The sequence below is a fragment of the Bradyrhizobium sp. genome (genome assembly GCF_047605465.1).
Classification (GTDB): Bacteria; Pseudomonadota; Alphaproteobacteria; order Rhizobiales; family Xanthobacteraceae; genus Bradyrhizobium.
This window is the reverse complement of sequence record NZ_JASGFS010000031.1, coordinates 1-20,060: the sequence shown is the minus strand read 5'-3', so window position 1 is coordinate 20,060 and position 20,060 is coordinate 1. Positions and strand designations below refer to the sequence as shown.

At 65.3% G+C, this 20,060-nt stretch carries 25 protein-coding genes; 9 read left to right on the top strand and 16 right to left on the bottom strand.

Features of this window, described 5'->3' with window-relative positions:
* Nucleotides 1-46 precede the first annotated feature (46 nt).
* From QM712_RS21695 to QM712_RS21660, 8 genes are all read right to left on the bottom strand, one after another.
* A complete protein-coding gene (locus tag QM712_RS21695; protein WP_415025183.1) occupies nt 47-1,081 on the bottom strand; it encodes a D-alanine--D-alanine ligase family protein in 1,035 nt (344 codons plus the stop codon).
* Entirely contained in the window at nt 1,078-2,106 is a 1,029-nt protein-coding gene (locus QM712_RS21690; protein ID WP_415025182.1) for a putative zinc-binding metallopeptidase, read from the bottom strand. The genes QM712_RS21695 and QM712_RS21690 overlap by 4 nt, the downstream gene beginning before the upstream one ends.
* A gap of 325 nt (nt 2,107-2,431) precedes the next feature.
* Nucleotides 2,432-3,385: a ribose-phosphate pyrophosphokinase gene (locus tag QM712_RS21685; RefSeq protein WP_211381483.1), complete on the bottom strand. Its 954-nt coding sequence runs from the start codon at nt 3,383-3,385 to the stop codon at nt 2,432-2,434.
* A gap of 203 nt (nt 3,386-3,588) precedes the next feature.
* Entirely contained in the window at nt 3,589-4,206 is a 618-nt protein-coding gene (locus tag QM712_RS21680; protein WP_415025181.1) for a hypothetical protein, read from the bottom strand.
* Nucleotides 4,207-4,327: 121 nt separating this feature from the next.
* On the bottom strand, nt 4,328-5,095 hold the full coding sequence (gene pgeF / locus QM712_RS21675) for a peptidoglycan editing factor PgeF (RefSeq protein ID WP_415025180.1): 768 nt from the start codon (nt 5,093-5,095) through the stop codon (nt 4,328-4,330).
* A complete protein-coding gene (locus QM712_RS21670; protein ID WP_415025179.1) occupies nt 5,092-6,210 on the bottom strand; it encodes a class I SAM-dependent methyltransferase in 1,119 nt (372 codons plus the stop codon). Before QM712_RS21670 ends, pgeF begins: the two co-directional genes overlap by 4 nt.
* A gap of 21 nt (nt 6,211-6,231) precedes the next feature.
* Nucleotides 6,232-7,077, bottom strand: a complete 846-nt coding sequence (lgt, locus tag QM712_RS21665) for a prolipoprotein diacylglyceryl transferase (protein WP_415025178.1) — start codon at nt 7,075-7,077, stop codon at nt 6,232-6,234.
* 8 nt (nt 7,078-7,085) lie between these two features.
* On the bottom strand, nt 7,086-7,823 hold the full coding sequence (locus QM712_RS21660) for a dienelactone hydrolase family protein (RefSeq protein WP_415025177.1): 738 nt from the start codon (nt 7,821-7,823) through the stop codon (nt 7,086-7,088).
* Between the two features lie 166 nt (nt 7,824-7,989).
* On the opposite strand from QM712_RS21660, the gene QM712_RS21655 reads away from it, so the two are divergent.
* The 4 genes from QM712_RS21655 (at nt 7,990) to ychF (ending at nt 11,125) form a co-directional block, all read left to right on the top strand.
* Nucleotides 7,990-8,241 (top strand): accessory factor UbiK family protein, encoded by a 252-nt coding sequence (locus tag QM712_RS21655; protein WP_129267743.1) that lies wholly within the window; start codon nt 7,990-7,992, stop codon nt 8,239-8,241.
* 275 nt (nt 8,242-8,516) lie between these two features.
* Nucleotides 8,517-9,239, top strand: coding sequence for a 50S ribosomal protein L25/general stress protein Ctc (locus tag QM712_RS21650; RefSeq protein WP_415025176.1), 723 nt, complete (start codon nt 8,517-8,519; stop codon nt 9,237-9,239).
* Between the two features lie 59 nt (nt 9,240-9,298).
* Nucleotides 9,299-9,904, top strand: coding sequence for an aminoacyl-tRNA hydrolase (gene pth / locus QM712_RS21645; protein WP_415025175.1), 606 nt, complete (start codon nt 9,299-9,301; stop codon nt 9,902-9,904).
* A gap of 123 nt (nt 9,905-10,027) precedes the next feature.
* Nucleotides 10,028-11,125: a redox-regulated ATPase YchF gene (gene ychF, locus QM712_RS21640; RefSeq protein WP_415025174.1), complete on the top strand. Its 1,098-nt coding sequence runs from the start codon at nt 10,028-10,030 to the stop codon at nt 11,123-11,125.
* Nucleotides 11,126-11,262: 137 nt separating this feature from the next.
* Here ychF and QM712_RS21635 read toward each other — a convergent pair whose 3' ends face one another.
* Entirely contained in the window at nt 11,263-11,559 is a 297-nt protein-coding gene (locus QM712_RS21635; RefSeq protein ID WP_415025173.1) for a DUF4282 domain-containing protein, read from the bottom strand.
* A gap of 180 nt (nt 11,560-11,739) precedes the next feature.
* Here QM712_RS21635 and QM712_RS21630 point away from each other — a divergent pair, with 180 nt between their 5' ends.
* The 3 genes from QM712_RS21630 (at nt 11,740) to QM712_RS21620 (ending at nt 13,015) form a co-directional block, all read left to right on the top strand.
* Nucleotides 11,740-12,192 (top strand): MaoC family dehydratase, encoded by a 453-nt coding sequence (locus tag QM712_RS21630; RefSeq protein WP_415025172.1) that lies wholly within the window; start codon nt 11,740-11,742, stop codon nt 12,190-12,192.
* A complete protein-coding gene (locus tag QM712_RS21625) occupies nt 12,192-12,671 on the top strand; it encodes a MaoC family dehydratase (protein ID WP_415025171.1) in 480 nt (159 codons plus the stop codon). Before QM712_RS21630 ends, QM712_RS21625 begins: the two co-directional genes overlap by 1 nt.
* A 197-nt stretch (nt 12,672-12,868) precedes the next feature.
* Nucleotides 12,869-13,015 (top strand): hypothetical protein, encoded by a 147-nt coding sequence (locus QM712_RS21620; protein WP_415025170.1) that lies wholly within the window; start codon nt 12,869-12,871, stop codon nt 13,013-13,015.
* 39 nt (nt 13,016-13,054) lie between these two features.
* Here QM712_RS21620 and QM712_RS21615 read toward each other — a convergent pair whose 3' ends face one another.
* The 6 genes from QM712_RS21615 to QM712_RS21590 form a co-directional block, all read right to left on the bottom strand.
* Nucleotides 13,055-13,192 (bottom strand): hypothetical protein, encoded by a 138-nt coding sequence (locus QM712_RS21615; RefSeq protein ID WP_415025169.1) that lies wholly within the window; start codon nt 13,190-13,192, stop codon nt 13,055-13,057.
* Between the two features lie 338 nt (nt 13,193-13,530).
* A complete protein-coding gene (locus QM712_RS21610; RefSeq protein ID WP_415025168.1) occupies nt 13,531-13,953 on the bottom strand; it encodes a hypothetical protein in 423 nt (140 codons plus the stop codon).
* Between the two features lie 301 nt (nt 13,954-14,254).
* Complete coding sequence (locus QM712_RS21605; protein WP_415025232.1) at nt 14,255-15,160, bottom strand: hypothetical protein; 906 nt, start codon at nt 15,158-15,160, stop codon at nt 14,255-14,257.
* A gap of 236 nt (nt 15,161-15,396) precedes the next feature.
* Nucleotides 15,397-15,837, bottom strand: a complete 441-nt coding sequence (locus QM712_RS21600) for a nuclear transport factor 2 family protein (RefSeq protein WP_415025167.1) — start codon at nt 15,835-15,837, stop codon at nt 15,397-15,399.
* Nucleotides 15,838-16,022: 185 nt separating this feature from the next.
* Nucleotides 16,023-16,277, bottom strand: coding sequence for a hypothetical protein (locus tag QM712_RS21595; protein WP_415025166.1), 255 nt, complete (start codon nt 16,275-16,277; stop codon nt 16,023-16,025).
* Nucleotides 16,278-16,452: 175 nt separating this feature from the next.
* Nucleotides 16,453-16,905 (bottom strand): nuclear transport factor 2 family protein, encoded by a 453-nt coding sequence (locus tag QM712_RS21590; protein ID WP_415025165.1) that lies wholly within the window; start codon nt 16,903-16,905, stop codon nt 16,453-16,455.
* A 195-nt stretch (nt 16,906-17,100) separates the two neighbouring features.
* Here QM712_RS21590 and QM712_RS21585 point away from each other — a divergent pair, with 195 nt between their 5' ends.
* Together QM712_RS21585 and QM712_RS21580 are read left to right on the top strand one after the other, a co-directional pair.
* Nucleotides 17,101-17,346 (top strand): hypothetical protein, encoded by a 246-nt coding sequence (locus QM712_RS21585; protein ID WP_415025164.1) that lies wholly within the window; start codon nt 17,101-17,103, stop codon nt 17,344-17,346.
* A gap of 176 nt (nt 17,347-17,522) precedes the next feature.
* Nucleotides 17,523-17,909 (top strand): hypothetical protein, encoded by a 387-nt coding sequence (locus tag QM712_RS21580; protein ID WP_415025163.1) that lies wholly within the window; start codon nt 17,523-17,525, stop codon nt 17,907-17,909.
* A 97-nt stretch (nt 17,910-18,006) separates the two neighbouring features.
* On the opposite strand, the gene uvrB is transcribed toward QM712_RS21580, so the two are convergent.
* Nucleotides 18,007-20,060 (bottom strand): excinuclease ABC subunit UvrB (uvrB, locus tag QM712_RS21575; protein ID WP_415025162.1); only part of this gene is annotated, 2,054 nt, incomplete at its 5' end.

Below are 20,060 nucleotides of genomic sequence, written 5' to 3'. Positions count from 1 at the left end.
GGCACCGTGCTTCGCGCCTTTGTCCACCCTACGATCGCCGCCCATCTCACCCCAGCGATACGCCCGCCTTGGCGCGGCTGATCCCGAGGGTCAGGATGCGATGCAGGAGATCTGGATATTTGATCCCGTCATGCTGGGCCGCCGTGGCGAACTCCTGGCTCTTGGCGATTTCGGGATTGGGGTTGGCTTCGATGAAATAGGGCGTGCCGTCGGCGGCAAGGCGAAAGTCGATGCGCGCATAACCGTCGAGGCCCAGCGCGCGGTAGATGCGTTTCGCGGCGCGCTGGATGCGCGCGGTGACTTCGGGCGCCAGATCCTTCGCCGGCCCGTCGACGATTCCGACGCGCTCCTGGTAGTCGGTGTCGTGCTTGGCCTTCTCGGTGGCGATATGCCGTGACCTGCGCCCGCCCATGCTGCCGAACTTCAGTTCCCAGATCGGCAGGACGCGCAGGCGGTTGTTGCCGAGCACGCCGACATAGAGCTCGCGCCCCTCGATGAACTGCTCGGCGATCGCCGCGGTCTCGACCCGTTCGTGGATGAATGCGACCCGTTCGGCGAGCTTCTCGTCGGTGTCGACGATCGAGGCCTGCGAGATGCCGAAGGACCCATCCATGTTGAGCGCCTTGACGATCAGCGGCAGCGCGAGATGCTTGGGCCGCTTGACCTTGCGGCGCATCGGGAACACGGCGAAGGCCGGCGCGGCGATGCGGCGGTGATGCACCAGCGTCTTCGACAGGTCCTTGCCGCGCGCCAGGATCAGGCCGCGCGGATTGCAGCCGGTATAAGGCACCTTCATCAGTTCGAGATAGCTGGCGATGTGCTGGTCGTAGGCGACGTTGTAGTGGAATTCCTCCAGCAGCGTGAACACCACGTGCGGCTTGAACTCCTCGATCGCCTCGCGGACCGGCCTGATCTCCTCCTGCGCGCCGAGGGCGCGGACCTCGTGGCCCGCTGCGCGCAGCGTGCTCACGACGTCGTATTCCGTCTTCCAGTTGTTGATCTCCTGCGGCGTGTATCCGTCGGAGGAATCCGGGGGCAGGAAATCGGGATGCATCAGCACGAGAATCCGCAGGCGTCTCATAGCGCGATCCATTTTCGCCGAGACGGGCCGAACAGCGCGTGCATCGTCTTGGCGGTCACGAGGACGGTGAAATCGAGAACGAGCTTCTGTTCGGGCCCGACGGCGCGCAGGTCGAGTTCGCGGCAGCGGGAGATCATGTCGTCGAGCACGGCGTCGAGCGTGAGCTGGTTCTCGCCCGTCCACCGCGCCACCAATTGCCTGATCTGGGCGCGGTGCCGGCGGATCAGGCTCGAAGCGGGTTTGGACCGGTAATGCCGTGGATCGGCGGAAAACAGCCGGGAGAGGTCGCGGTCGTAGGTCTTCGGCGGCGTGAAGGCGTAGAACGCCTGCTTCTTCTTGTAGTGGTCTTCGAGCGTCTGGCTGAGCCTGCTCAGCGGATCGATGCGCTCCCGCGTCGTGATCACCGGCTTCTTCCCCGCGATCTCGGCCATCAGCTCGTCGACATATTCGAGCTTCTTCAGCGCCGGCCAGCCCGCATAGCGCGTCCGCCAGTTCGAGCGCGGCCGCAGCCACACCGCAAAGGTCTCGGCGAAATCCTCGTCGGGATGGCTCTGCGCATACCAGAGCCGGAGATGCTGGACGTAACGCCTGCTGGCCGGATTGGGCCGGTAGTAGCGCGGATAGTGTTTCGACGACGGGCCGAACAATTGCTGCCAGCGCCGGCGGCGCTGGAGCTGGTAGCCGTGCTGCAAGGCATGGCCCGCCTCGTGACGGAGGATGGCCATGCATTCGCGCCAGGTTCCGCCCTCGACGTCGAACATCATCTTCTTCTCGAGCTTCATCAGGCGGGGATGCGCCAGATAGAAGGGGATGGCGATGCCGGGCACGTCGCCCGGGCTGAACCATTCGCTCGAGATCCAGGTGTGCGGCCGCAGCCGGATGCCGCGCTCCTCGAGCTCCTCGTGCAGCGTGCCGACGCAATCCTCGAGCCAGGTGCCTTCGACGGTGACCCTCAGGCTGGAGAGGCGCTGCTTGAGCAACTGCTCGTCCGTCAGCTTTTCCCAAGCAAATTTCCGGCGTGGCATCAGGTATCCAGAGGGCAGGGATGGCAAGGTATCCGGATGATGTCATGGGCGGCCGCCGGCAACAACCCGTGGGGGCTGCGGGCCGGGGTGCGGCGCATCAGGGCGAGGGGCGGAAAAGGCTCACCCCGCCTGCGGGCAGCGCCATCGCAGGGAGGCGAGCGTCGGGCACATTGAAGCTTCGGTCCGCGTCTTGGCCGCGCTCGTCCCGGCGGTCGACGCCCTGATCGCGGCACGAGAACGTGGATGCCCGGGACGAGCCCGGGCATGACGATCTGATCTTCGAATGCGATTGCCTGCCCGCACGCGGGCAGATGCGAAGAGGAAACTAGTCGAACAGGCTCGACACCGACTCTTCGGCGGCGGTGCGCGCGATTGCGTCGGAGATCAGGCTGGCGATCGGCAGGGTGCGGATGTTCGGCGCCTTGGTCACCGCATCGGTCGGCAGGATCGAGTCGGTGATGACGAGCTCTTTCAGCTTCGAGCCGGCGATGCGGGCGGCCGCGCCGCCGGAGAGAACGCCGTGGGTGATGTAGGCGTAGACGTCCTTGGCACCCTTGGCGATCAGCGCGTCGGCCGCGTTCACCAGCGTGCCGCCGGAGTCCACGATATCGTCGATCAGGATGCAGGTGTATCCGGCGACGTCGCCGATCACGTTCATGACCTCGGATTCGCCGGCACGCTCGCGGCGCTTGTCGACGATCGCGAGCGGGGTGTTGATGCGCTTGGCAAGGCCACGCGCGCGCGCCACGCCGCCGACGTCGGGCGAGATCACCATCGTCTTGGAGAGGTCGAACTTGTCCTTGATGTCGCGCACCATCAGCGGCGCCGCGTAGAGATTGTCGGTCGGAATGTCGAAGAAGCCCTGGATCTGGCCGGCGTGCAGGTCGAGCGTCATGACGCGGTCGACACCGGCCTGCGTGATCAGGTTGGCAACGAGCTTGGCCGAGATCGGCGTCCGCGAACCCGACTTACGATCCTGCCGGGCGTAGCCGAAATAGGGCAGCACCGCCGTGATGCGGCGCGCCGAGGAGCGGCGCAGCGCGTCGGTGATGATCAGGAGTTCCATCAGATGGTCGTTCGCTGGGAACGAGGTCGACTGGATGATGAAGGCATCCGAGCCGCGGACGTTCTCCTGGATTTCGACGAAGATCTCCATGTCGGCGAAGCGCCGTACCACCGCCTTGGTCAGCGGCAGGTCGAGGCCTTGCGCGATGGCCTGCGCCAAAGCCGGATTGGAGTTGCCGGCGACGAGCTTGATGGAGCCGTTCTTGGCCGACATGGATGCTTCCTCCCGCGCTTTGCTGGATACGACGTTCAACATCTCTGATACCCACCGGGAGCACGGTTACGACGGGCGAGGAAATATCAGGCCGAAGGCCGCGATGGCAACCCGGGATGCTACGTTTTCCCTGCGAAAATCCCGAGTCTCACCAAAGGTTTGGCAGTCCCCCGGGCATTCCTGCGACGGTGGTTTCGCGGTGGTTATCGCTCGGCATAGCCGAGCGCCGCGGCCGGCATGTCGGATGCGGGAGCCGCCGGCATCACGCTCGCGACCGCGGGGCCCCGCAAGCCCGGAACGGGACCCGGCGCATCCGGCGTTCCGTTGATCATGTTGGAAAGTCCGCTGAATCCGGCCTGGGCGATCCTGCGCAGCACGAGGTCGTCGGCGGCGGCCCAGGCATCGCCGCGGCCGCCCTTGGCCGTGGTCGGTTCCTCGCCGGACAGGCGTATCGCCCGTTGCTGGTTGGCGTCGTAGACATCCCAGACCCAGGCGATCACGGTCTTGCCGCGCACGATCTGGGCGGAGAGGTAGCTGCGCACGCGATAGGCAGCCGTTCCCTCGCGGGAGACGATGGACAGGCTGCGCAGCTTGGATTCGCTGTCGAGCACGCCGACCATGCGGTCGAACACCTGGGGCGGCGGTCCGTCGATCGATTCAAAGGCCACCGTCGCGCCCGAGCCGGCGCTCGGCGCCATCGCATAGGAATTGCTCGGCGCATTGCCGCCAGCGCAGCCGGCCAGCGCGGTCGCCGCCGCCAAGAGCATGGCCGCCAGCAGGCGCGAGCCCGTGCGGCGCAAGATGGATGACGCTTCCCTCATTATGGAGGGCAGCGATATCGTTAAAACGCATTAACGTCTAGGGCGGAGGCGCCACAGCCGGCCTTCATTCCGGGCCGCCGGGCGTGTTCGGGAACGACGATGGTTAATGTTGCCCGTGTGTTCACGCTTCCAATGCGATCGCGTGGATGTGCCGGCCGTAATCCGGCTCCTTGCGATGCACCGAGCGGCGATAGCTGAAGAAGCGTTCGTCGGCATAGGTGTCCAGGCCGAGATCGTCGATCATCAGGATGCCGGCGGCCTCCAGCCGCTTGCGGATGAAGCCGGCGAGGTCGAACATCGCATGGCCTTCGCGCACCGACGGGATGAAGAACATGGCGTTCTCCGCATCCGCTTCGATGAAGCGCGCGACGAACTCGTTGCCGACCTCGTAGCTGTCCTGGCGGATCAGGGGACCGATGGCGGCGATGATGCCGCTGCGCGATGCGCCGAGTTTCTCCATCGCCGATATCGTGGACTCCAGCACGCCGGTCAGTGCGCCTTTCCAGCCGGCATGCGCGCCGCCGATCACGCGCGCGTTGGGATCGACGAACAGCACCGGTCCGCAATCGGCGGTGGAGACGCCGAGCGCGATGCCGGGCGTCCGCGTCACCAGCGCATCGCCCTTCGGCCGTGGTCCGCTCGGCCATGGCGTTTCGGCGACGAGCACGTCGGGCGAATGGATCTGGTGCAGGCTGAGGAAACGCTCGGGCGCGACGCCGACATGCTCGGCCATGCGGCGACGGTTCTCCGCGACATGATCGGGATCGTCGTTCGAGCCGAGCCCGCCGTTCAGCGCCGCATAGATCCCGCTGGAGACGCCGCCCTCGCGGGTGAAGAAGGAATGGCGCAGGCCGGGCACGGCCGACAGCAGCGACGATGCGAGCGTCATGATGCGTCTCCGGCGTGTTCGAGGTCGCTGAGGCCCGCAAGGCCGGTCAATCGCGGCTCGGAGATGCCGAGCACCTTGAACATCGAGCCCATGCCGCTGCGTCCCGTATCGGTCAGGCGCTTGAGCGCCACCGAGATGTCGGTCGCGACCTCCGGCGTCGCCTTCTGCATCAGTGCGGCCGCGCGGGTGTCGATGCCGACGCGCTTGAGGAAATCGCCCTGCGTCACCGGGCCGTGCACGCGCGCGCCGACATCCTCCGCCGCGCGCGCCAGCGCCTGGAAATCGACATGGGCGGTGACGTCGGCCTGGCCCGGCGCCTTCAGGGGATCGGCGAAGGAGTGACGCGCGATCGCCTGGAACGTGTCGCCGGCATCGCTGCGCAAGTGGCCGTAGTCGATGATCAGCGCCGCGCCATCCTGGTCGCGCACGCGCGTGGCGAGCTTCATGATCTCGCCGTCGGGGCGCCATTCGAACACGGCGCCGACGGGCGCGGCGCGAACCAGCGACGGCAGCAGCACGTCGAAGCGCGGCGTCGGTTCGGCCGCCGAGCCGAATTGCAGCTGCCCGTTGGCGTCGAGCTCGATCACGCGTTCGTGCCAGCCGTTCTCGTGCTTCACCATCTGATGGATCGGCAGCACGTCGAAATATTCGTTGGCGAGGATGATGCTCGGACCTTCCGGCACGTCGTCGATGCCGTCGTGCCAGCTGACGTTGCGCACGTTGGCCAGCGTGGCATTCTGCCGGTCGCGCAGGACGGGATTGACCTCGACCAGATGGATGTGGAGCGCCTGGTAGAGCGGCGGCAGCACGCGCAAGGCGCGCAGCGCGTCGGCCATCATGGTGCCGCGGCCGGGGCCGAGTTCGATCAGCCGCAGGAATTGCGGCGAGCCCATCTGCTTCCACACCGATGCGGTCCACAAGCCGAGCAGTTCGCCGAACATCTGGCTGACTTCGGGCGCGGTGGTGAAATCGCCTTCGCGCCCGAGCGGATCGCGCGAGACGTAGTAGCCGTAGCGCGGATGCATCAGGCACAATTCCATGTACCGCCAGACCGGCATGGGACCGGAGGATTTGATCAGGGCCTTGATCTCGTTGAACAGCGGCGAGTCGGTCACGGTCTGTCTTCTCGAAAGAAACTAACGGATGGTCGCGGCGGATTTCGGCTCACCGCGCCTGATAGCCCATACAATAAGTATGCCGCCGACGATAAGCATCGGGATCGACAACAGCATGCCCATGGTTAATCCGCCCCAGAGGAAGCCGAGCTGCACGTCGGGTTCGCGGAAATGCTCGCCGGCGATCCGGGTCAGGCCGTAGATCAGGATGAAGGCGCCGAGGATCATGCCCGGCCGTTTCAGGGCGCCGAGGCGGATCATCACCGCGAGCACGGTGAAGAGCAGGATGCCTTCCATGCCGGCTTCATAGAGCTGGCTCGGATGACGGGACAGGTGGGTGGGATCGTTGGGGAAGATCATCGCCCAGGGCAGGCTCGCGTCGGTGGCACGGCCCCACAATTCGCCGTTGATGAAGTTGGCGATGCGCCCGAGCAGCAGCCCGACCGGGGCGACCGCGGTGGTGATGTCCCCGAGCGACAGGATCGAGATGCGGTTGCGGTGGGCAAACCACATCACCGCGACGACGCAGCCGAGGAAGCCGCCATGGAACGACATGCCGCCTTCCCAAAGCCGGAAGATCGCGGTGGGATGCTCGATGAAGAACGGCAGGTTGTAGAACAGCACATAGCCGGTGCGGCCGCCCAGGATGATGCCGAGCGTCACCCAGAGGATGAAGTCGTCGATCTGCACCAGCGACATCGGCGCGGGGCCAGCCCACAGGCGCTCGTTCTTCAGCAGCGAGCGCGCATAGAGCCAGCCGAACACGATGCCGCAGATATAGGCCAGCGCATACCAGCGGATCGCGAACGGACCGATCGCGATGGCGATCGGGTCGAAGGACGGAAAGTCGATGAGCAGAAAGGGCATCGCGCCTTCTATTGCTGGACGAGGTTGCGGCGATAGAGCGCCAGCAGGCGCTCCCAGTGCCGCTCGGCGGAGTCGCGGTGATAGACCGGACGCTTGGGGAAGGCGAAACCGTGATGGGTGCCGGGATAGATCTCGACTTCCGCCTTGGCGCCGCTCATGGCCTGCTTCACCTTCTCGATGATCTCGGTCGGCGCGTAGATGTCGGTCTCGGCGCAGGCGAAATAGAGTTCGGCCTTGGTCTTGCCGGCGGCGAGATGCGGGCTGTCGTCCTGGTCGGTCGCAAGCTGCGTCCCGTAGATCGAGGCGGCGGCCTTGACGCGATCTGGAAAATGCGTGGCGGCATTGACGGCGTAACGCCCGCTCATGCAGTAGCCGACGGTGCCGACGACCTTCGTGTTCGCGGCGGCCTGGCCCTCGGCATAGGCGAGCAGCGCCTTGGTGTCCTCCATGATCATGGGAATGCTGAGCGATCCCATCAGCTCGAACATGCGCTTGCGCTCAGGCGCGTTCGGATCGGCCGGCAGCACGCCGAGCTCCATCACGCCGGAGCGGTAGTAGAGGTTCGGCAGCATCACGTAATAGCCCGATGTCGCGAGCCGGCGCGCCATGTCGCGCAGCTCTTCGCGGATCGCCGGCGCATCCATGTAGAACAGGACGACCGGGAACGGTCCGCCGCGCTCGGGATGGGTGATGAAGGTTGCGGTGTGGCCGTCCTTGGTGGGGATCGCGATCTGCTGGTCGATCATGTCTTGCGCCTTGTGATTCTTGTTATGCAGGGACGTTGAGTACGATTGCAAGGAAACCAGAGCATGACAAGGATTGCGCCGATCGGCCCTTGAACCGGTTCGCGTGGATTGCCATTGTCATTCGAGCAGTTCGCGCAAAGTTTATCGGAGCCGCCAGGAGACCGACATGACCCAGACCAACAACCGGTTTTTCGACGAGATCGGCCGCCTGATGAACGATGCTGCCGGCGCCGCCCAGGGCGTCAAGCGCGAGGTCGACACCGTGCTGCGCACCCAGGCTGAGAAATTCCTGCGCGACATGGATTTGGTCAAGCGCGAGGAGTTCGAGGCGGTCAAGGACATGGCGCGCCTCGCCCGCGAGGAGAACGAGGCCCTCAAGGCGCGGATCGCGGCGCTGGAGGCCAAGCTCGGCGGGTAGGCGGATCGAGGCCGTCATGTCCGGGCTCGCCCCGGGCAGCGACGCCCATCCCACAGGGCGATAATACATGGATGGCCGGGACAAGCCCGGCCATGACTGTGTTCCGGGCAGCGTCGCCCGTCCGTAAATAATCCCCGCATTTCCTTGTCATTTCCGCGTCTTCCGGGTAAAAGCCCGCCAGTTCGTGGCCCCCGCACCCCTGGAGGCTTGCTGCGAACTGCACCATGGGCCGCGCTGCGGCCCATTAACTTTTGCAAAAACAAGGACTTAACGTTATGGCGACGACCGTCAAGGAATTGAAGGCGACCGCACGTCCGAGCAGCGGCAAGGGGGCCGCCCGGGCTGAGCGTCGCGCCGGGCGCGTGCCCGGAGTGATCTATGGCAACAACCAGCCCCCGGTAACGATCTCGATCGAAGATCGCGAACTGCGCCAGCGCATCCTCGCCGGCCGGTTCCTGACCACGCTGGTCGACATCTCCCTCGACGGCAAGAAGCACCGCGTGATTCCGCGCGACTACCACCTCGATCCGGTCAAGGATTTCCCGATCCACGTCGACTTCATGCGGCTCGGCGAAGGCGCCACCATCCGCATCAGCGTTCCGCTGCATGTCGTGAAGGCGGAAGCGTCCCCGGGCGTGAAGCGCGGCGGCACCGTCAACATCGTCGCCCATGCGATCGAACTCGAGTGCGGTGTCGAGAGCATCCCGCAGTACATCGAGGCCGATGTCGGCTCGCTGGAAATCGGTCACTCGCTGCATCTGTCCGACGTCAAGCTGCCGTCCGGCGTGAAGGCGCTGACGCGTGAGGACGCCACCCTCGTCACCATCGTGCCGCCGTCCGGCTACGCCGAAGAGCAGAAGGCCGCGGCTGCGGCTGCTGCCGGTGGCGCGGCTCCGGGTGCTGCGGCTGCTCCGGCGGCTGGTGCGGCTGCTCCGGCGGCGGGCGCTGCTGCTCCGGCGGCGGCCAAGGCTCCGGCCGGCGGCGACAAGAAGAAGTAAATCTCTCAAGGCCGGCGCGCGGTCCCTGATCGCGCGCCGAGCGAGGGGCGCGCCGCGTCATGCGACTCTTTGTTGGGCTCGGCAATCCCGGCGCGAAATACGCACGTAACCGGCACAATATCGGCTTCATGGCCGTGGACGAGATCGCGCGGCGTCATGGTTTCTCGCCATGGCGCCGTCGCTTTCAGGGCGAGACCTCGGAGGGCACGCTCGGACCGGAGCGTGTCATCCTGCTCAAGCCCACGACCTACATGAACGATTCCGGCCGGAGCGTTCAGGAGGCGGCGAGCTTCTTCAAGATCGCCCCGGGCGATGTCACCGTGTTCCATGACGAACTCGAACTGCCGCCGGGCAAGGTGCGGGTGAAGGTCGGCGGCGGCATCGCCGGACACAACGGCCTGCGCTCGATCTCGGCCCATATCGGCAACGACTACCGCCGTGTGCGGCTCGGCATCGGTCATCCCGGCGTCAAGGAGCTGGTGCATGGCCACGTGCTGTCGGACTTCGCCAAGGCCGACGGCGAGTGGGTGGCGACGCTGTGCGAGGCGGTTGCCGAGCACGCCGCGCTGATCGCCAAGGGCACGGACGCGACCTTCGCCAACAGGGTGCATCTCGCCATGCAGGCGAAGGGATTTCTGACGAAGGACGAGAACGGCAAGGATTAACGTCGTCATCGCCGGACTTGGTCCGGCGATCCATCTCTCGAAGACGACGGATGCGCGGGCCAAGGCCGCGCATGACGAGATCGGAAGACATTTACGCGCGCGGCGCGAAGACTGGAAAAGACCATGGGATTCAAATGCGGGATCGTCGGGTTGCCCAATGTCGGCAAATCGACCTTGTTCAATGCGCTGACCGAGACGGCCGCGGCGCAGGCCGCGAACTACCCGTTCTGCACCATCGAGCCGAATGTCGGCGAGGTCGCGGTGCCCGATCCGCGGCTGGACAAGCTCTCGGCCATCGCCAAGTCGGCGCAGATCATCCCGACCCGGCTGACCTTCGTCGACATCGCCGGCCTCGTGCGCGGCGCCTCCAAGGGTGAAGGCCTCGGCAACCAGTTCCTGGCCAACATCCGCGAGGTCGACGCGATCGCGCATGTCGTGCGCTGCTTCGAGGATTCCGACATCACCCATGTCGAGGGCAAGATCGCGCCGCTCGCGGACATCGAGACCATCGAGACCGAGCTGATGCTCGCGGACCTCGACAGCCTCGAGAAGCGCGTCGACAACCTCACCAAGAAGGCCAAGGGCAACGACAAGGAGGCCAAGGAGCAGCTCGACCTCGTCAACCGCACTTTGGTGCTGCTGCGCGACGGCAAGCCGGCGCGGCTGGTCGAGCGCAAGGCCGAGGAGGAGCGCGCCTTCTCGATGCTCGGCCTGCTGTCGTCGAAGCCGGTGCTCTATGTCTGCAACGTCGAGGAAGGCTCGGCCGCGGCGGGCAATTCGTTCTCCAAGGCGGTGCAGGACCAGGCGGCCAGGGAAGGCGCCGTCGCCGTCGTCATCTCCGCCAAGATCGAATCCGAGATCGCGACACTGTCGCGCGAGGAGCGCACCGACTTCCTGGAGACGCTGGGTCTCGAAGAGGCGGGCCTGGATCGCCTGATCCGTGCCGGCTACACGCTGCTCGACCTCATCACCTATTTCACCGTGGGACCGAAGGAAGCGCGCGCCTGGACCATCCATCGCGGCACCAAGGCCCCGGCGGCGGCCGGCGTGATCCACACGGATTTCGAGAAGGGCTTCATTCGCGCCGAGACCATCGCCTATGACGATTATGTCGCACTGGGCGGTGAAGCCGGTGCCCGCGATGCCGGCAAGCTTCGCCTCGAAGGCAAGGAATATGTCGTCGCGGACGGCGACGTCATGCATTTCCGGTTCAATACGTAAGGCGCTCTGGCGCCCCGGACACGGTGCCGCGCTTCTTCAGCGTTGCGGGGCCGGGGCCCGGAATTTCGACTGCGGACGCAGGGGTCCCGGCTCTGCGCCGCGGCATTTCATGCCGCGCCGCGTCCGGGACGAGAGTCTCACTTCATTCCGCCGCCCTGGTCCCGGATCGCGCCGAGATGCTCGTTGATGCGGAAGACGATCAGGATCAATTCCGCGGCGATGCGCGAGAATATGACGCCGACCACGACGCTGGCGATCGACGACAGCAGCACCAGGAAGCCGCCGAACGGGCTGATCGCCATCGTGGAGAGACCGGTGAAGATGCCTGAGAGGCCGAACAAGCAGATCAGCGCGATCACCAGCCAGTAGAATGTCTTGATGATCGTCGGCGTGATGAAGCGGTCCCACTGAAACAGATCGCTGAATGACAACATTGCTCTCCCCAGGGCAAATCGAGCCTTCAAATGAACCTTGGTCGTTGGTGAATCCGGCTGAGGCTGAACGACTCAGGCCAAGGCCGCCGCATCGAATGTAGCACGAGCCATGCGGGCTGGCGGGTTGAGATTGCCGCAAAGTGCGGCCACAATCTGTCCTTCCCGCAAAGCTTTGCCAAGATGACCCTGACCTTTGAAGATTTCCCGCCCGGCCGTTACGGCAGTTTCGGCCCGCGCCATGTCACCCGCGACGAGATCCTGGCCTTTGCCGCCGAGTTCGATCCGCAACCGATGCACCTCGAGGAGGAAGCGGCCAGCAAGAACATGCTGCGCGGCCTGTCCGGCTCCGGCTGGCACCTCTGCTCGCTGATGATGCGGATGATGGCCGACGGCTTCATCACCCGTGCCGCCTCGCTCGGCTCGCCCGGCGTCGACGAGGTGCGCTGGCTGTCGCCGCTCAGACCCGGCGACGATCTCACGCTCGATGTCGACGTCGTGGAGGCGCGGACCTCGAAGAGCCGGCCGGGGCTCGGCATCGTCAAATTCAAATGCACCGTGCGCAACGCGTCGGGGCAGACGCTGTGCGAGATGACCTCGCCGATCTTGATCGAGCGGCGCGAGGGAGCGGTCTGATGCGGTTCTTCGAAGAGATCGAGATCGGTCTTCGCCGCGAGATCGGCGCCTATACGTTCACGGCCGAGTCCATCAAGACGTTCGCCGCGAAGTTCGACCCGCAGCGGTTCCACCTCGACGAGGAGGAAGGCAAGAACTCGCTGTTCGGCGGGCTCGCCGCCTCGGGTTGGCATGTCGGCTCGGCCTGCATGAGCCTGCTTGTCGCGGATGGCCAGCGCCTGGCACGGGAGGCCACCGCGCGCGGCGAGGAGGTCGCGATATGGGGCCCGTCGCCTGGCTTCCGCGATCTGCGCTGGATCAAGCCGGTGCTCGCCGGCGACATCGTCACTTATGTCAATGTTGTGATCGACAAGCGCGCCTCCGGCTCGCGTCCGGGCTGGGGCATCCTGACGGCCCGCACCACCGGCACCAACCAGCGCGGCGAGGACGTTTATTCCATCACCGCGAGCGCTTTCGTGCCGATGCGGGCGAAGGGTTAGATCAGTTCCAGTATGAACGGCCAAATGAGTGCGCGAGTGTTGCCCGCGCGCTATGGACGCGATTCAGGGCGACTGCCATAAGCCTCACCAAGATGGCTGGCCGCGAAGCAGTCGCCGGAACCATCGAGTTGCTAACCAATTATGAACCTGTCGCTGTCTATTTGAACGAAGTGGGCAGACTACAGGGGACGAGAACCATGGCAGACCGCGGCGCGCTCAAGCTGGTCGGATTCATCTTCGCTACCGCGACACTGGCTGTGATGCTGGTCGCCGGCATGGTGGTGAAGGGCTATGCCGATGGCGGCTACACCCTCGAAGCCTCGACCTTCGACGTCGCTCGGTAACACTTCGTTAAGGCTTCGGGGCCGCGCTGCGGCCTCGGCTCAGCGGCTGTAGACGAACGCCAGCACCGCGATCGCGACCACCAGCAATCCGACGAAACGCAGCATGATCGTGCCGAACTGGTTCGGCGCGGGCCGCAGCGGTATCGGGTCCGAATTGTCGGGCCGGATGCTTTCCATGACATGTCCCCCGAGCCCGGCCGTCGACGGCTGCGGGCGCTTGGCATTGGTCGTCGGGGTGGCGCGGAAAGTTCAAGGCGGGATGCTTGTGCGGCGCTGAATGCGTGGCGGCAGGCGCTTTGCGCTGTCATCTCTTCACGCGCACACCACAAGCGCTGTCATGATCCGGCTCGACCGGCATCCAGCACGACGCGGCGTCCCGGTCCTCGTGTCATGTCTCTGCAATATTGGATCGCGCGATCACGCCGGGCGATGACATCGGGAGAGTAGCGCCGGAATCAAAACCGCCGCGCTCCTGTGCGGGAACGCGGCGGCCGGTGATGCGTGCTGCGGAAAGATCAGCTGTTGCGCAGGCCGTCGGCGGCGCGCTTCCACTGCGCGACGTTGTCGGCGATCATGCGGGTCGACTTCATCGCGGCCTGGCTGAGCTGGGCATAGCCCGAGATCTCGCGCTGGACGCGCTGTCCTTCGGCGTGCAGCAGGTCGCGCAGGCTCTCGAGCTCCGAGATCAGGTTCTCGATCTCGGCGAGCGAAGTGCCGGCGACGCGCTGGATCAGCGAGTTGACGTTGGTGACGGTGGCTTCCGCGGACGGATCGAGCGGCGGCGCGTCGGTCGTCGTGGTCGACGGCCGGCGCAGATAGGCGATGTCGTTGCGGACGAAATCGCGGATGCCGGCCTCGACCTCGGTCACGGCGGCGAGGTTGCTGTCGACCGTTTCGGTCTCGGTTGATTCAACTTTTTCCGGACGAGTGGCGTTCATCGTTGTTCCCCTGTTCGCGTTGGGCGCAGCGCGAGTGTCCCCCGCACGACGACGTCTGTAAGGCGACCCGCATCAGGGCGCCGGATTTTGGCCGCAAATGGGCCGAGATGCGGCAAGGGCGGACCATTCGGGGGCTTTGCCGTGGCGCATACCGCGGTACGTCCCTCCGCAATCCCCCAACAAACCCTATCTCTCATGATCGCGCGTGCACCCTGCGCGCGTCGTGAAGCAGGCAGGCCGGCTATCGCGGCTGAGTTATCCATCGCTTCGACGGATACGCGGATCCGGCAGGCTTGGACGACTACCAGCTCTTCTTGAAGCCGGCCGTCAGGCTCTTGTTGATCGCGCCCTGCGATGTCTCGCCGACCGAGCCCGATACGGTGACGTTGTCGAACAACTTCTGCTCGGCGCCGACCTTGCGCAGCCATCTGTCGTCGGCGGTCGAGAGGGTCTGGCCCGCGGTGATGCTGGTGCCGGTGTCGGTGACCGTGACCTTGGCAGACTGGTCTGTCTCGTAGTTGCGCGTGGTGCGTCCTGCGATGCCGGAGAGAGCCGACGTGCCCTGCTGGTTGACGCTGTAGCCGTTCTGGATCGTCAGCGAATAGTCGGACGACAATGGCACCGACTTGGTGAGCGAGGCGCCGATCCGGCTCTGCTCCGCGCCGGGATCGATGCGGGCTTCCACCGCGGTCTTGTCCCAGATCGCGCCTGCGCCCGGCGCGGTCGCCGCTGCCCACGCGCTGCCGGAGGATTGCGGCAGGCTGCCGCCATTGGCCGCCTTCTGCGCCAGCAGTTCGGACATCGTGGTCGGCTCGCTCGCGACCGTCATGTCGGCGCCGATCCGCGTATCCCAGAACGAGAACACCGATTGCTTGACCGTGACCGCCGACGAGCCGTTCGCGTTGGGATTCGACGACCAGTTCAGCCCGCCCTGCGCCGCGGCCTGCGCACGCTTCTTGGCGGCAATGATGTCGTTGAGCGTGCCGGCGTCGATGGCGAGCTGGCTCCAGTCGAGCTTGTCGACGTCGATCCCCTTGAGCACATCGACGTCATTGACGTCGGGCGCGTCGGCGGCCTCGGCCTCGTCGTCGGGCACCGCTGCTGCGGGCGGAATGATCTGCGCCGAGACCGTCAGCACCGAGCCCAGAACGAACGCGGCCGCCAACACCGGCAGCCTGGTCCAGCCAAAACCTGTCGAGAATTCCATCGTCCTGCCCGCGAGCCCGGTCCGCGCCGAAGATAGCGGCGTCATCGTTGCGAAATTGTGGCGGCGCGTTGCGACAGTTTGGACGCGTCCATTGCGGACTACGAACCAACGGGCCGCGCGGAAGGCGCGCGCCCGATGACGATCTTCTCCGCGACGGCATCCGGCGGGGCTGGAGGCCAGGACGTCGCGTGTGCATCGTCATTGGTCCCGAACTGCGGGGCCCGTTGGTATCCCTCTCACACCACGCCGGTCAGTTTCGGCAGGTGAATGGAGCGGCCGAGCGCCTGCTCGACCAGGTCGAAAGTATCGATCAGGACGCGCATGTTGATGAGACGGTCCGCCCTGAACTGGGCGAACTGCGCCACGCGCAGCGAGATCGGCTTGTCCGAATCCAGTGCCGTGAGCGAATAGCGCAGCATCGAGGCGGCGGAATCGACGCCGAGCATGATGTTCTCGCGGTCGAAGCGGTGAACCCTGAAATTGTCGGCGACCTGGCGGATGACGTCGATCACCGCGCGCCTGCCCTGGCGCGCGCCGAGGAACGGAAACATGTCGATCGGCCCATAGACCGCCCAATCGACGTCCTCGTCGATCAGGCTCTCGATGTCCTGGAAATGCCGGTCGTTGATCGCGCGGTGCAACGCGCGCGAGAAACGCCAGAGGCTGTGCTCTGTCATCTGGGGGCGTCCTGAAGCTGGCTTGCAGAAGAACGGGAAACAACCCCACGCGCCGGAAGCGCGAAGAGCGGCCGCTCAATTCATTTGTATGCAAACAAATATGCCGTTTCGGGCAAAACGCAATTCACATTTCTGCAATGCACAATTGAGCGCGTTTTGTGAGATTTACAATAGAACCCCGTATTTTACCGGTCCCGGCCGCGCACCGGTTCCCGTTCGAGCGCGATCGCATCGTCGCGCATCGTCAGCAGGGCGAACAGCAGCGCACCGCCGATTCCGCCGATCGTCGCGCCGAGCGGCATGAAGGTGAAGAACATCAGCACGTCGCTATAGCCTTCAAAATTCGAGGTTTGTGCAAGCTCGACCCAGGCAAGTCCGGCGCTGATGCCGAGCGCGGCCCCGCGGAGCGTGCCCAGCAGCAGCCCCAGGAAGGCAAGCATCACGATTTTCATCGGTGAGGATCCAGCCGGCGTGCGATACGCCCCTGGGCAATGGGTCTGACTAGAGGCGGCGGAGGTTCAAAACGAGGTGCCGGGGCCGCGCCACGCATGCGATGCCGTGCGAGGTTGCGCGATGCGCTATGATGGGGCCAGAACCATCGCAAATGGCGGGTCCCTAGGTTCCCCGGACTTTGTCGCCGACGATCAGCGGGCCGATCTCGCGCTCCAGCACCTGCTGCACGAGATCGTAGGAATCGATGATCTCGCGGATCTGTGCGATCAGGCCGTTGCGGAAGCCGTAGAACACGGCCATGTCGAACTGCACGATGCGATCGTTGCCGCGTTTCTTGAAGTATGCATGCAGGTAGGCGGCCACATCGTCGCCCTCCGCGACGATGTGCGGCGTCTTGTAGCGGATCTCGGAATAGCGCGACCAGACGATCTCCCAGAGCTCCCGCAACGCGGCCCGGCCACGCCGCGGCATCATGTGCGGCAGCACGTCGATCGGCGCGTGGCTGAGGAAGTCGACGTCGTCGGTGCAGCATGAGAGCGCGGTGTCGAGGTCGCCGCGTGCGAATGCGTCGAGCAGATGCAGCACGCGTTGCCTGTTCAACGATTCAACCGTCATGCGGCGTCCGTTCTCCTGGGCCATGGATCGAAAACGCCATGGCGCGGTTCGCTTGCCCATCAATCCGCAAAAACACAACGCATGCCGTATTGGTCTTGTTTCGATCGGCGGTGGTTCACATCGTGCGGCGATCGATGGAACTCCGCCCGGCCCATGCTCGTTGAGATGTCGATAACGCATCGGAGACATCGATCCATGAAATCCCCGCTCATTGCCGTTGCCGCCGCGCTTCTCGTGCTTGGCGCGACATCCGCTGCTGACGCCAAGGGTTGCATCAAGGGCGCCATTGTCGGCGGTGTTGCCGGCCATTATGCCGGTCATCACGGCGTCCTCGGGGCTGCCGCAGGCTGCCTCTACGGCCGCCATCACGCCAAGGAGCAGCAACAGCAGCAGGACAAGCAGCAACAGCAGTCCCAAGTGAACGGGCAGGACAAGCTGTAGAGCCAAACTGCAGGCGGAACGCCCGACTCGCCAACGTTATTCCGGGGCGCCGCACGGCGGTGCGCCCGGAGCGACTTGGCTCGGTATTCCCGTGCTGAAAAGGCACGTGATCTATCTCACGTCGAACCTGTTTCGCTGCGGTTATTTTCTTGGGCATGTCATCAGGAAGACGTGCCATGGCCGCCACCGCCGCCGCGAGAAAGTCCCGCCTGCACAACGCGCTCGAAGGTCTCGTGCTGACCGCGACGCTGCAGAGCTTCCCGACCTTCGCCGTTGCTGCGCTCCTCCTCAAGTTGTTCGGCAACCACGACCTCTCCGGCGATCCCGGTGTGGCCATCTTCGTCGTCGCCGCCTCGTTCGCTCACGCGCTGCTCGCGCCGACGCTCGGTCCAAGCTTTCCCGGCTTCTTCAAGACCACCTACGAACCCGCATTGTTCGACCGCGAACTCTCGCTCGCCGGCAAGATCGCGCAATGGCGCAGCCAGCCAGTCGCCTCGTTCCAGCTCGTCACCGTCGTGCTGATGTTGTCGGTGCTGGCCGTGGTGACGGCGAGCGTGGGGTGAGCCCACGGGATACGCCGCGTGGGCCAGGGTGACGTAAAGCGGCGAGCCCGGTAGCATAGCCAGGTTCGCGATCGGCGCGAGTGATAGCGCGCTGCCTCTACCTCTTCTTCCACCCGCCGCGTCGTCCCGGAGCGCCGCCCGTCGATTTCGGTGCGGGGCCGAACTCCGGGCCCGACTGCCGCGAATCCGTCGGCTGGATGATCCGGCTGGTGCCGCCGAACGGCTTTGAGGGCAGTGCGCGGCTCTCGCGATAGGGCAGCGATTCCGGGCCGTGCATCTCGTCGAGATGCGGCTTGTGGACCTTCGAGCCGCCACCCACGCCGCCGCCGCTCGCCTTCAGCGCCGAGGTGACGGTCTTCTTCTTCATGGCGCTGACGGGCAGGTTCGCGGCGTCGCCGTATTTTTTGGTGCCCGCATAGGCACCGGCCTTGCCCTGCACGGTGCGCTGCTTGGCGGTGGGGTCGTCGACGACGGCGAGCTCGGTGGCGCGCAGGCGCTTGACCTCGTCGCGCAGGCGCGCGGCCTCCTCGAAGTTCAGATCGGCAGCGGCTTCGCGCATCCGCGTTTCGAGATCGGCGAGCACGGCTTCGAAATTGTGGCCGATCGAAATGACGTCGTCGGTCATGTCGTGGCCGCCGACTTCGACCAGCACGTGATCGCGTTCGTAGACGGAGTTGAGGATGTCGCCGATCTGCTTTTTCACGCTCTCCGGCGTGATGCCGTTGGCGTTGTTGTACTCGACCTGCTTCTCGCGGCGGCGGTTGGTCTCGGCGATCGCGCGCTCCATCGAGCCGGTCATGCTGTCGGCATAGAGGATCACCTTGCCGTCGACGTTGCGCGCGGCGCGGCCGATGGTCTGGATCAGCGAGGTCTCGCTGCGCAGGAAGCCTTCCTTGTCGGCGTCGAGGATCGCGACCAGCGCGCATTCGGGAATATCGAGGCCCTCGCGCAGGAGGTTGATGCCGACCAGCGCGTCGAAGGCGCCGAGGCGCAGGTCGCGGATGATCTCGATGCGCTCGATGGTGTCGATGTCGGAATGCATGTAGCGCACGCGAATGCCCTGCTCGTGCAGGTATTCGGTGAGGTCCTCCGCCATGCGCTTGGTCAGCACCGTGATCAGCGAACGATAGCCGGCCTGCGCGGTGGCGCGCACCTCGCCGACGAGGTCGTCGACCTGGGTGCGGGCGGGGCGGATGTCGACGGGCGGATCGATCAGTCCGGTGGGTCGGATCACCTGCTCGACGAACACGCCGCCGCTCTCGTTGAGCTCCCAGCCGCTGGGCGTCGCCGACACCGCGACGGTCTGCGGCCGCATCATGTCCCACTCCTCGAAGCGTAGCGGGCGGTTGTCCATGCAGGAGGGCAGGCGGAAGCCGTATTCGGCGAGCGTCGCCTTGCGCCGGAAGTCGCCGCGGAACATGGCGCCGATCTGCGGGATGGTGACGTGGCTCTCGTCGGCGAAGATCAGCGCGTTGTCGGGCACGTATTCGAACAGCGTCGGCGGCGGTTCGCCGGGGCGGCGCCCGGTGAGATAGCGTGAATAGTTCTCGATGCCGGCGCAGCTTCCCGTCGCCTCCATCATCTCGAGGTCGAACATGGTGCGTTGCTCCAGCCGCTGCGCCTCCAGCAGGCGTCCCTGGTCGTGGAGCTGGTCGAGCCGCTGCTTGAGCTCGAACTTGATCGACTTGACCGCCTGCACCAGCGTCGGTCGCGGCGTCACATAGTGCGAGTTGGCGTACATCTTGATGAATTCGAGCTCGTCCTGCTTGTGGCCGGTGAGCGGGTCGAACTCCTCGATGGTCTCGATGGTGTCGCCGAACAGGTTCACGCGCCAGGCGCGGTCCTCATAGTGCGCCGGGAAGATGTCGATGACGTCGCCGCGCACGCGGAAGGTGCCGCGGGTGAAATCGGCCTGCGTGCGCTTGTATTGCAGAGCGACGAGGTCGGCGATGAGCTGGCGCTGGTCGATGCGCTCGCCCTTCTTCAGCGCGAAGGTCATCGCGGTGTACGTCTCGACCGAGCCGATACCGTAGATGCAGGACACCGAGGCGACGATGATGACGTCGTCGCGCTCGAGCAGCGCGCGTGTCGCCGAATGGCGCATGCGGTCGATCTGCTCGTTGATCGAGGATTCCTTCTCGATATAGGTGT

Bases quoted from the DNA above. Each gene is read 5' to 3' on its own strand.
- QM712_RS21695 (WP_415025183.1), bottom strand. From the start codon at position 1,081: ATGAGACGCCTGCGGATTCTCGTGCTGATGCATCCCGATTTCCTGCCC.
- QM712_RS21690 (WP_415025182.1), bottom strand. From the start codon at position 2,106: ATGCCACGCCGGAAATTTGCTTGGGAAAAGCTGACGGACGAGCAGTTG.
- QM712_RS21685 (WP_211381483.1), bottom strand. From the start codon at position 3,385: ATGTCGGCCAAGAACGGCTCCATCAAGCTCGTCGCCGGCAACTCCAAT.
- QM712_RS21680 (WP_415025181.1), bottom strand. From the start codon at position 4,206: ATGAGGGAAGCGTCATCCATCTTGCGCCGCACGGGCTCGCGCCTGCTG.
- pgeF (WP_415025180.1), bottom strand. From the start codon at position 5,095: ATGACGCTCGCATCGTCGCTGCTGTCGGCCGTGCCCGGCCTGCGCCAT.
- lgt (WP_415025178.1), bottom strand. From the start codon at position 7,077: ATGCCCTTTCTGCTCATCGACTTTCCGTCCTTCGACCCGATCGCCATC.
- QM712_RS21660 (WP_415025177.1), bottom strand. From the start codon at position 7,823: ATGATCGACCAGCAGATCGCGATCCCCACCAAGGACGGCCACACCGCA.
- QM712_RS21655 (WP_129267743.1), top strand. From the start codon at position 7,990: ATGACCCAGACCAACAACCGGTTTTTCGACGAGATCGGCCGCCTGATG.
- QM712_RS21650 (WP_415025176.1), top strand. From the start codon at position 8,517: ATGGCGACGACCGTCAAGGAATTGAAGGCGACCGCACGTCCGAGCAGC.
- pth (WP_415025175.1), top strand. From the start codon at position 9,299: ATGCGACTCTTTGTTGGGCTCGGCAATCCCGGCGCGAAATACGCACGT.
- ychF (WP_415025174.1), top strand. From the start codon at position 10,028: ATGGGATTCAAATGCGGGATCGTCGGGTTGCCCAATGTCGGCAAATCG.
- QM712_RS21635 (WP_415025173.1), bottom strand. From the start codon at position 11,559: ATGTTGTCATTCAGCGATCTGTTTCAGTGGGACCGCTTCATCACGCCG.
- QM712_RS21630 (WP_415025172.1), top strand. From the start codon at position 11,740: ATGACCCTGACCTTTGAAGATTTCCCGCCCGGCCGTTACGGCAGTTTC.
- QM712_RS21625 (WP_415025171.1), top strand. From the start codon at position 12,192: ATGCGGTTCTTCGAAGAGATCGAGATCGGTCTTCGCCGCGAGATCGGC.
- QM712_RS21620 (WP_415025170.1), top strand. From the start codon at position 12,869: ATGGCAGACCGCGGCGCGCTCAAGCTGGTCGGATTCATCTTCGCTACC.
- QM712_RS21615 (WP_415025169.1), bottom strand. From the start codon at position 13,192: ATGGAAAGCATCCGGCCCGACAATTCGGACCCGATACCGCTGCGGCCC.
- QM712_RS21610 (WP_415025168.1), bottom strand. From the start codon at position 13,953: ATGAACGCCACTCGTCCGGAAAAAGTTGAATCAACCGAGACCGAAACG.
- QM712_RS21605 (WP_415025232.1), bottom strand. From the start codon at position 15,160: ATGGAATTCTCGACAGGTTTTGGCTGGACCAGGCTGCCGGTGTTGGCG.
- QM712_RS21600 (WP_415025167.1), bottom strand. From the start codon at position 15,837: ATGACAGAGCACAGCCTCTGGCGTTTCTCGCGCGCGTTGCACCGCGCG.
- QM712_RS21595 (WP_415025166.1), bottom strand. From the start codon at position 16,277: ATGCTTGCCTTCCTGGGGCTGCTGCTGGGCACGCTCCGCGGGGCCGCG.
- QM712_RS21590 (WP_415025165.1), bottom strand. From the start codon at position 16,905: ATGACGGTTGAATCGTTGAACAGGCAACGCGTGCTGCATCTGCTCGAC.
- QM712_RS21585 (WP_415025164.1), top strand. From the start codon at position 17,101: ATGAAATCCCCGCTCATTGCCGTTGCCGCCGCGCTTCTCGTGCTTGGC.
- QM712_RS21580 (WP_415025163.1), top strand. From the start codon at position 17,523: ATGGCCGCCACCGCCGCCGCGAGAAAGTCCCGCCTGCACAACGCGCTC.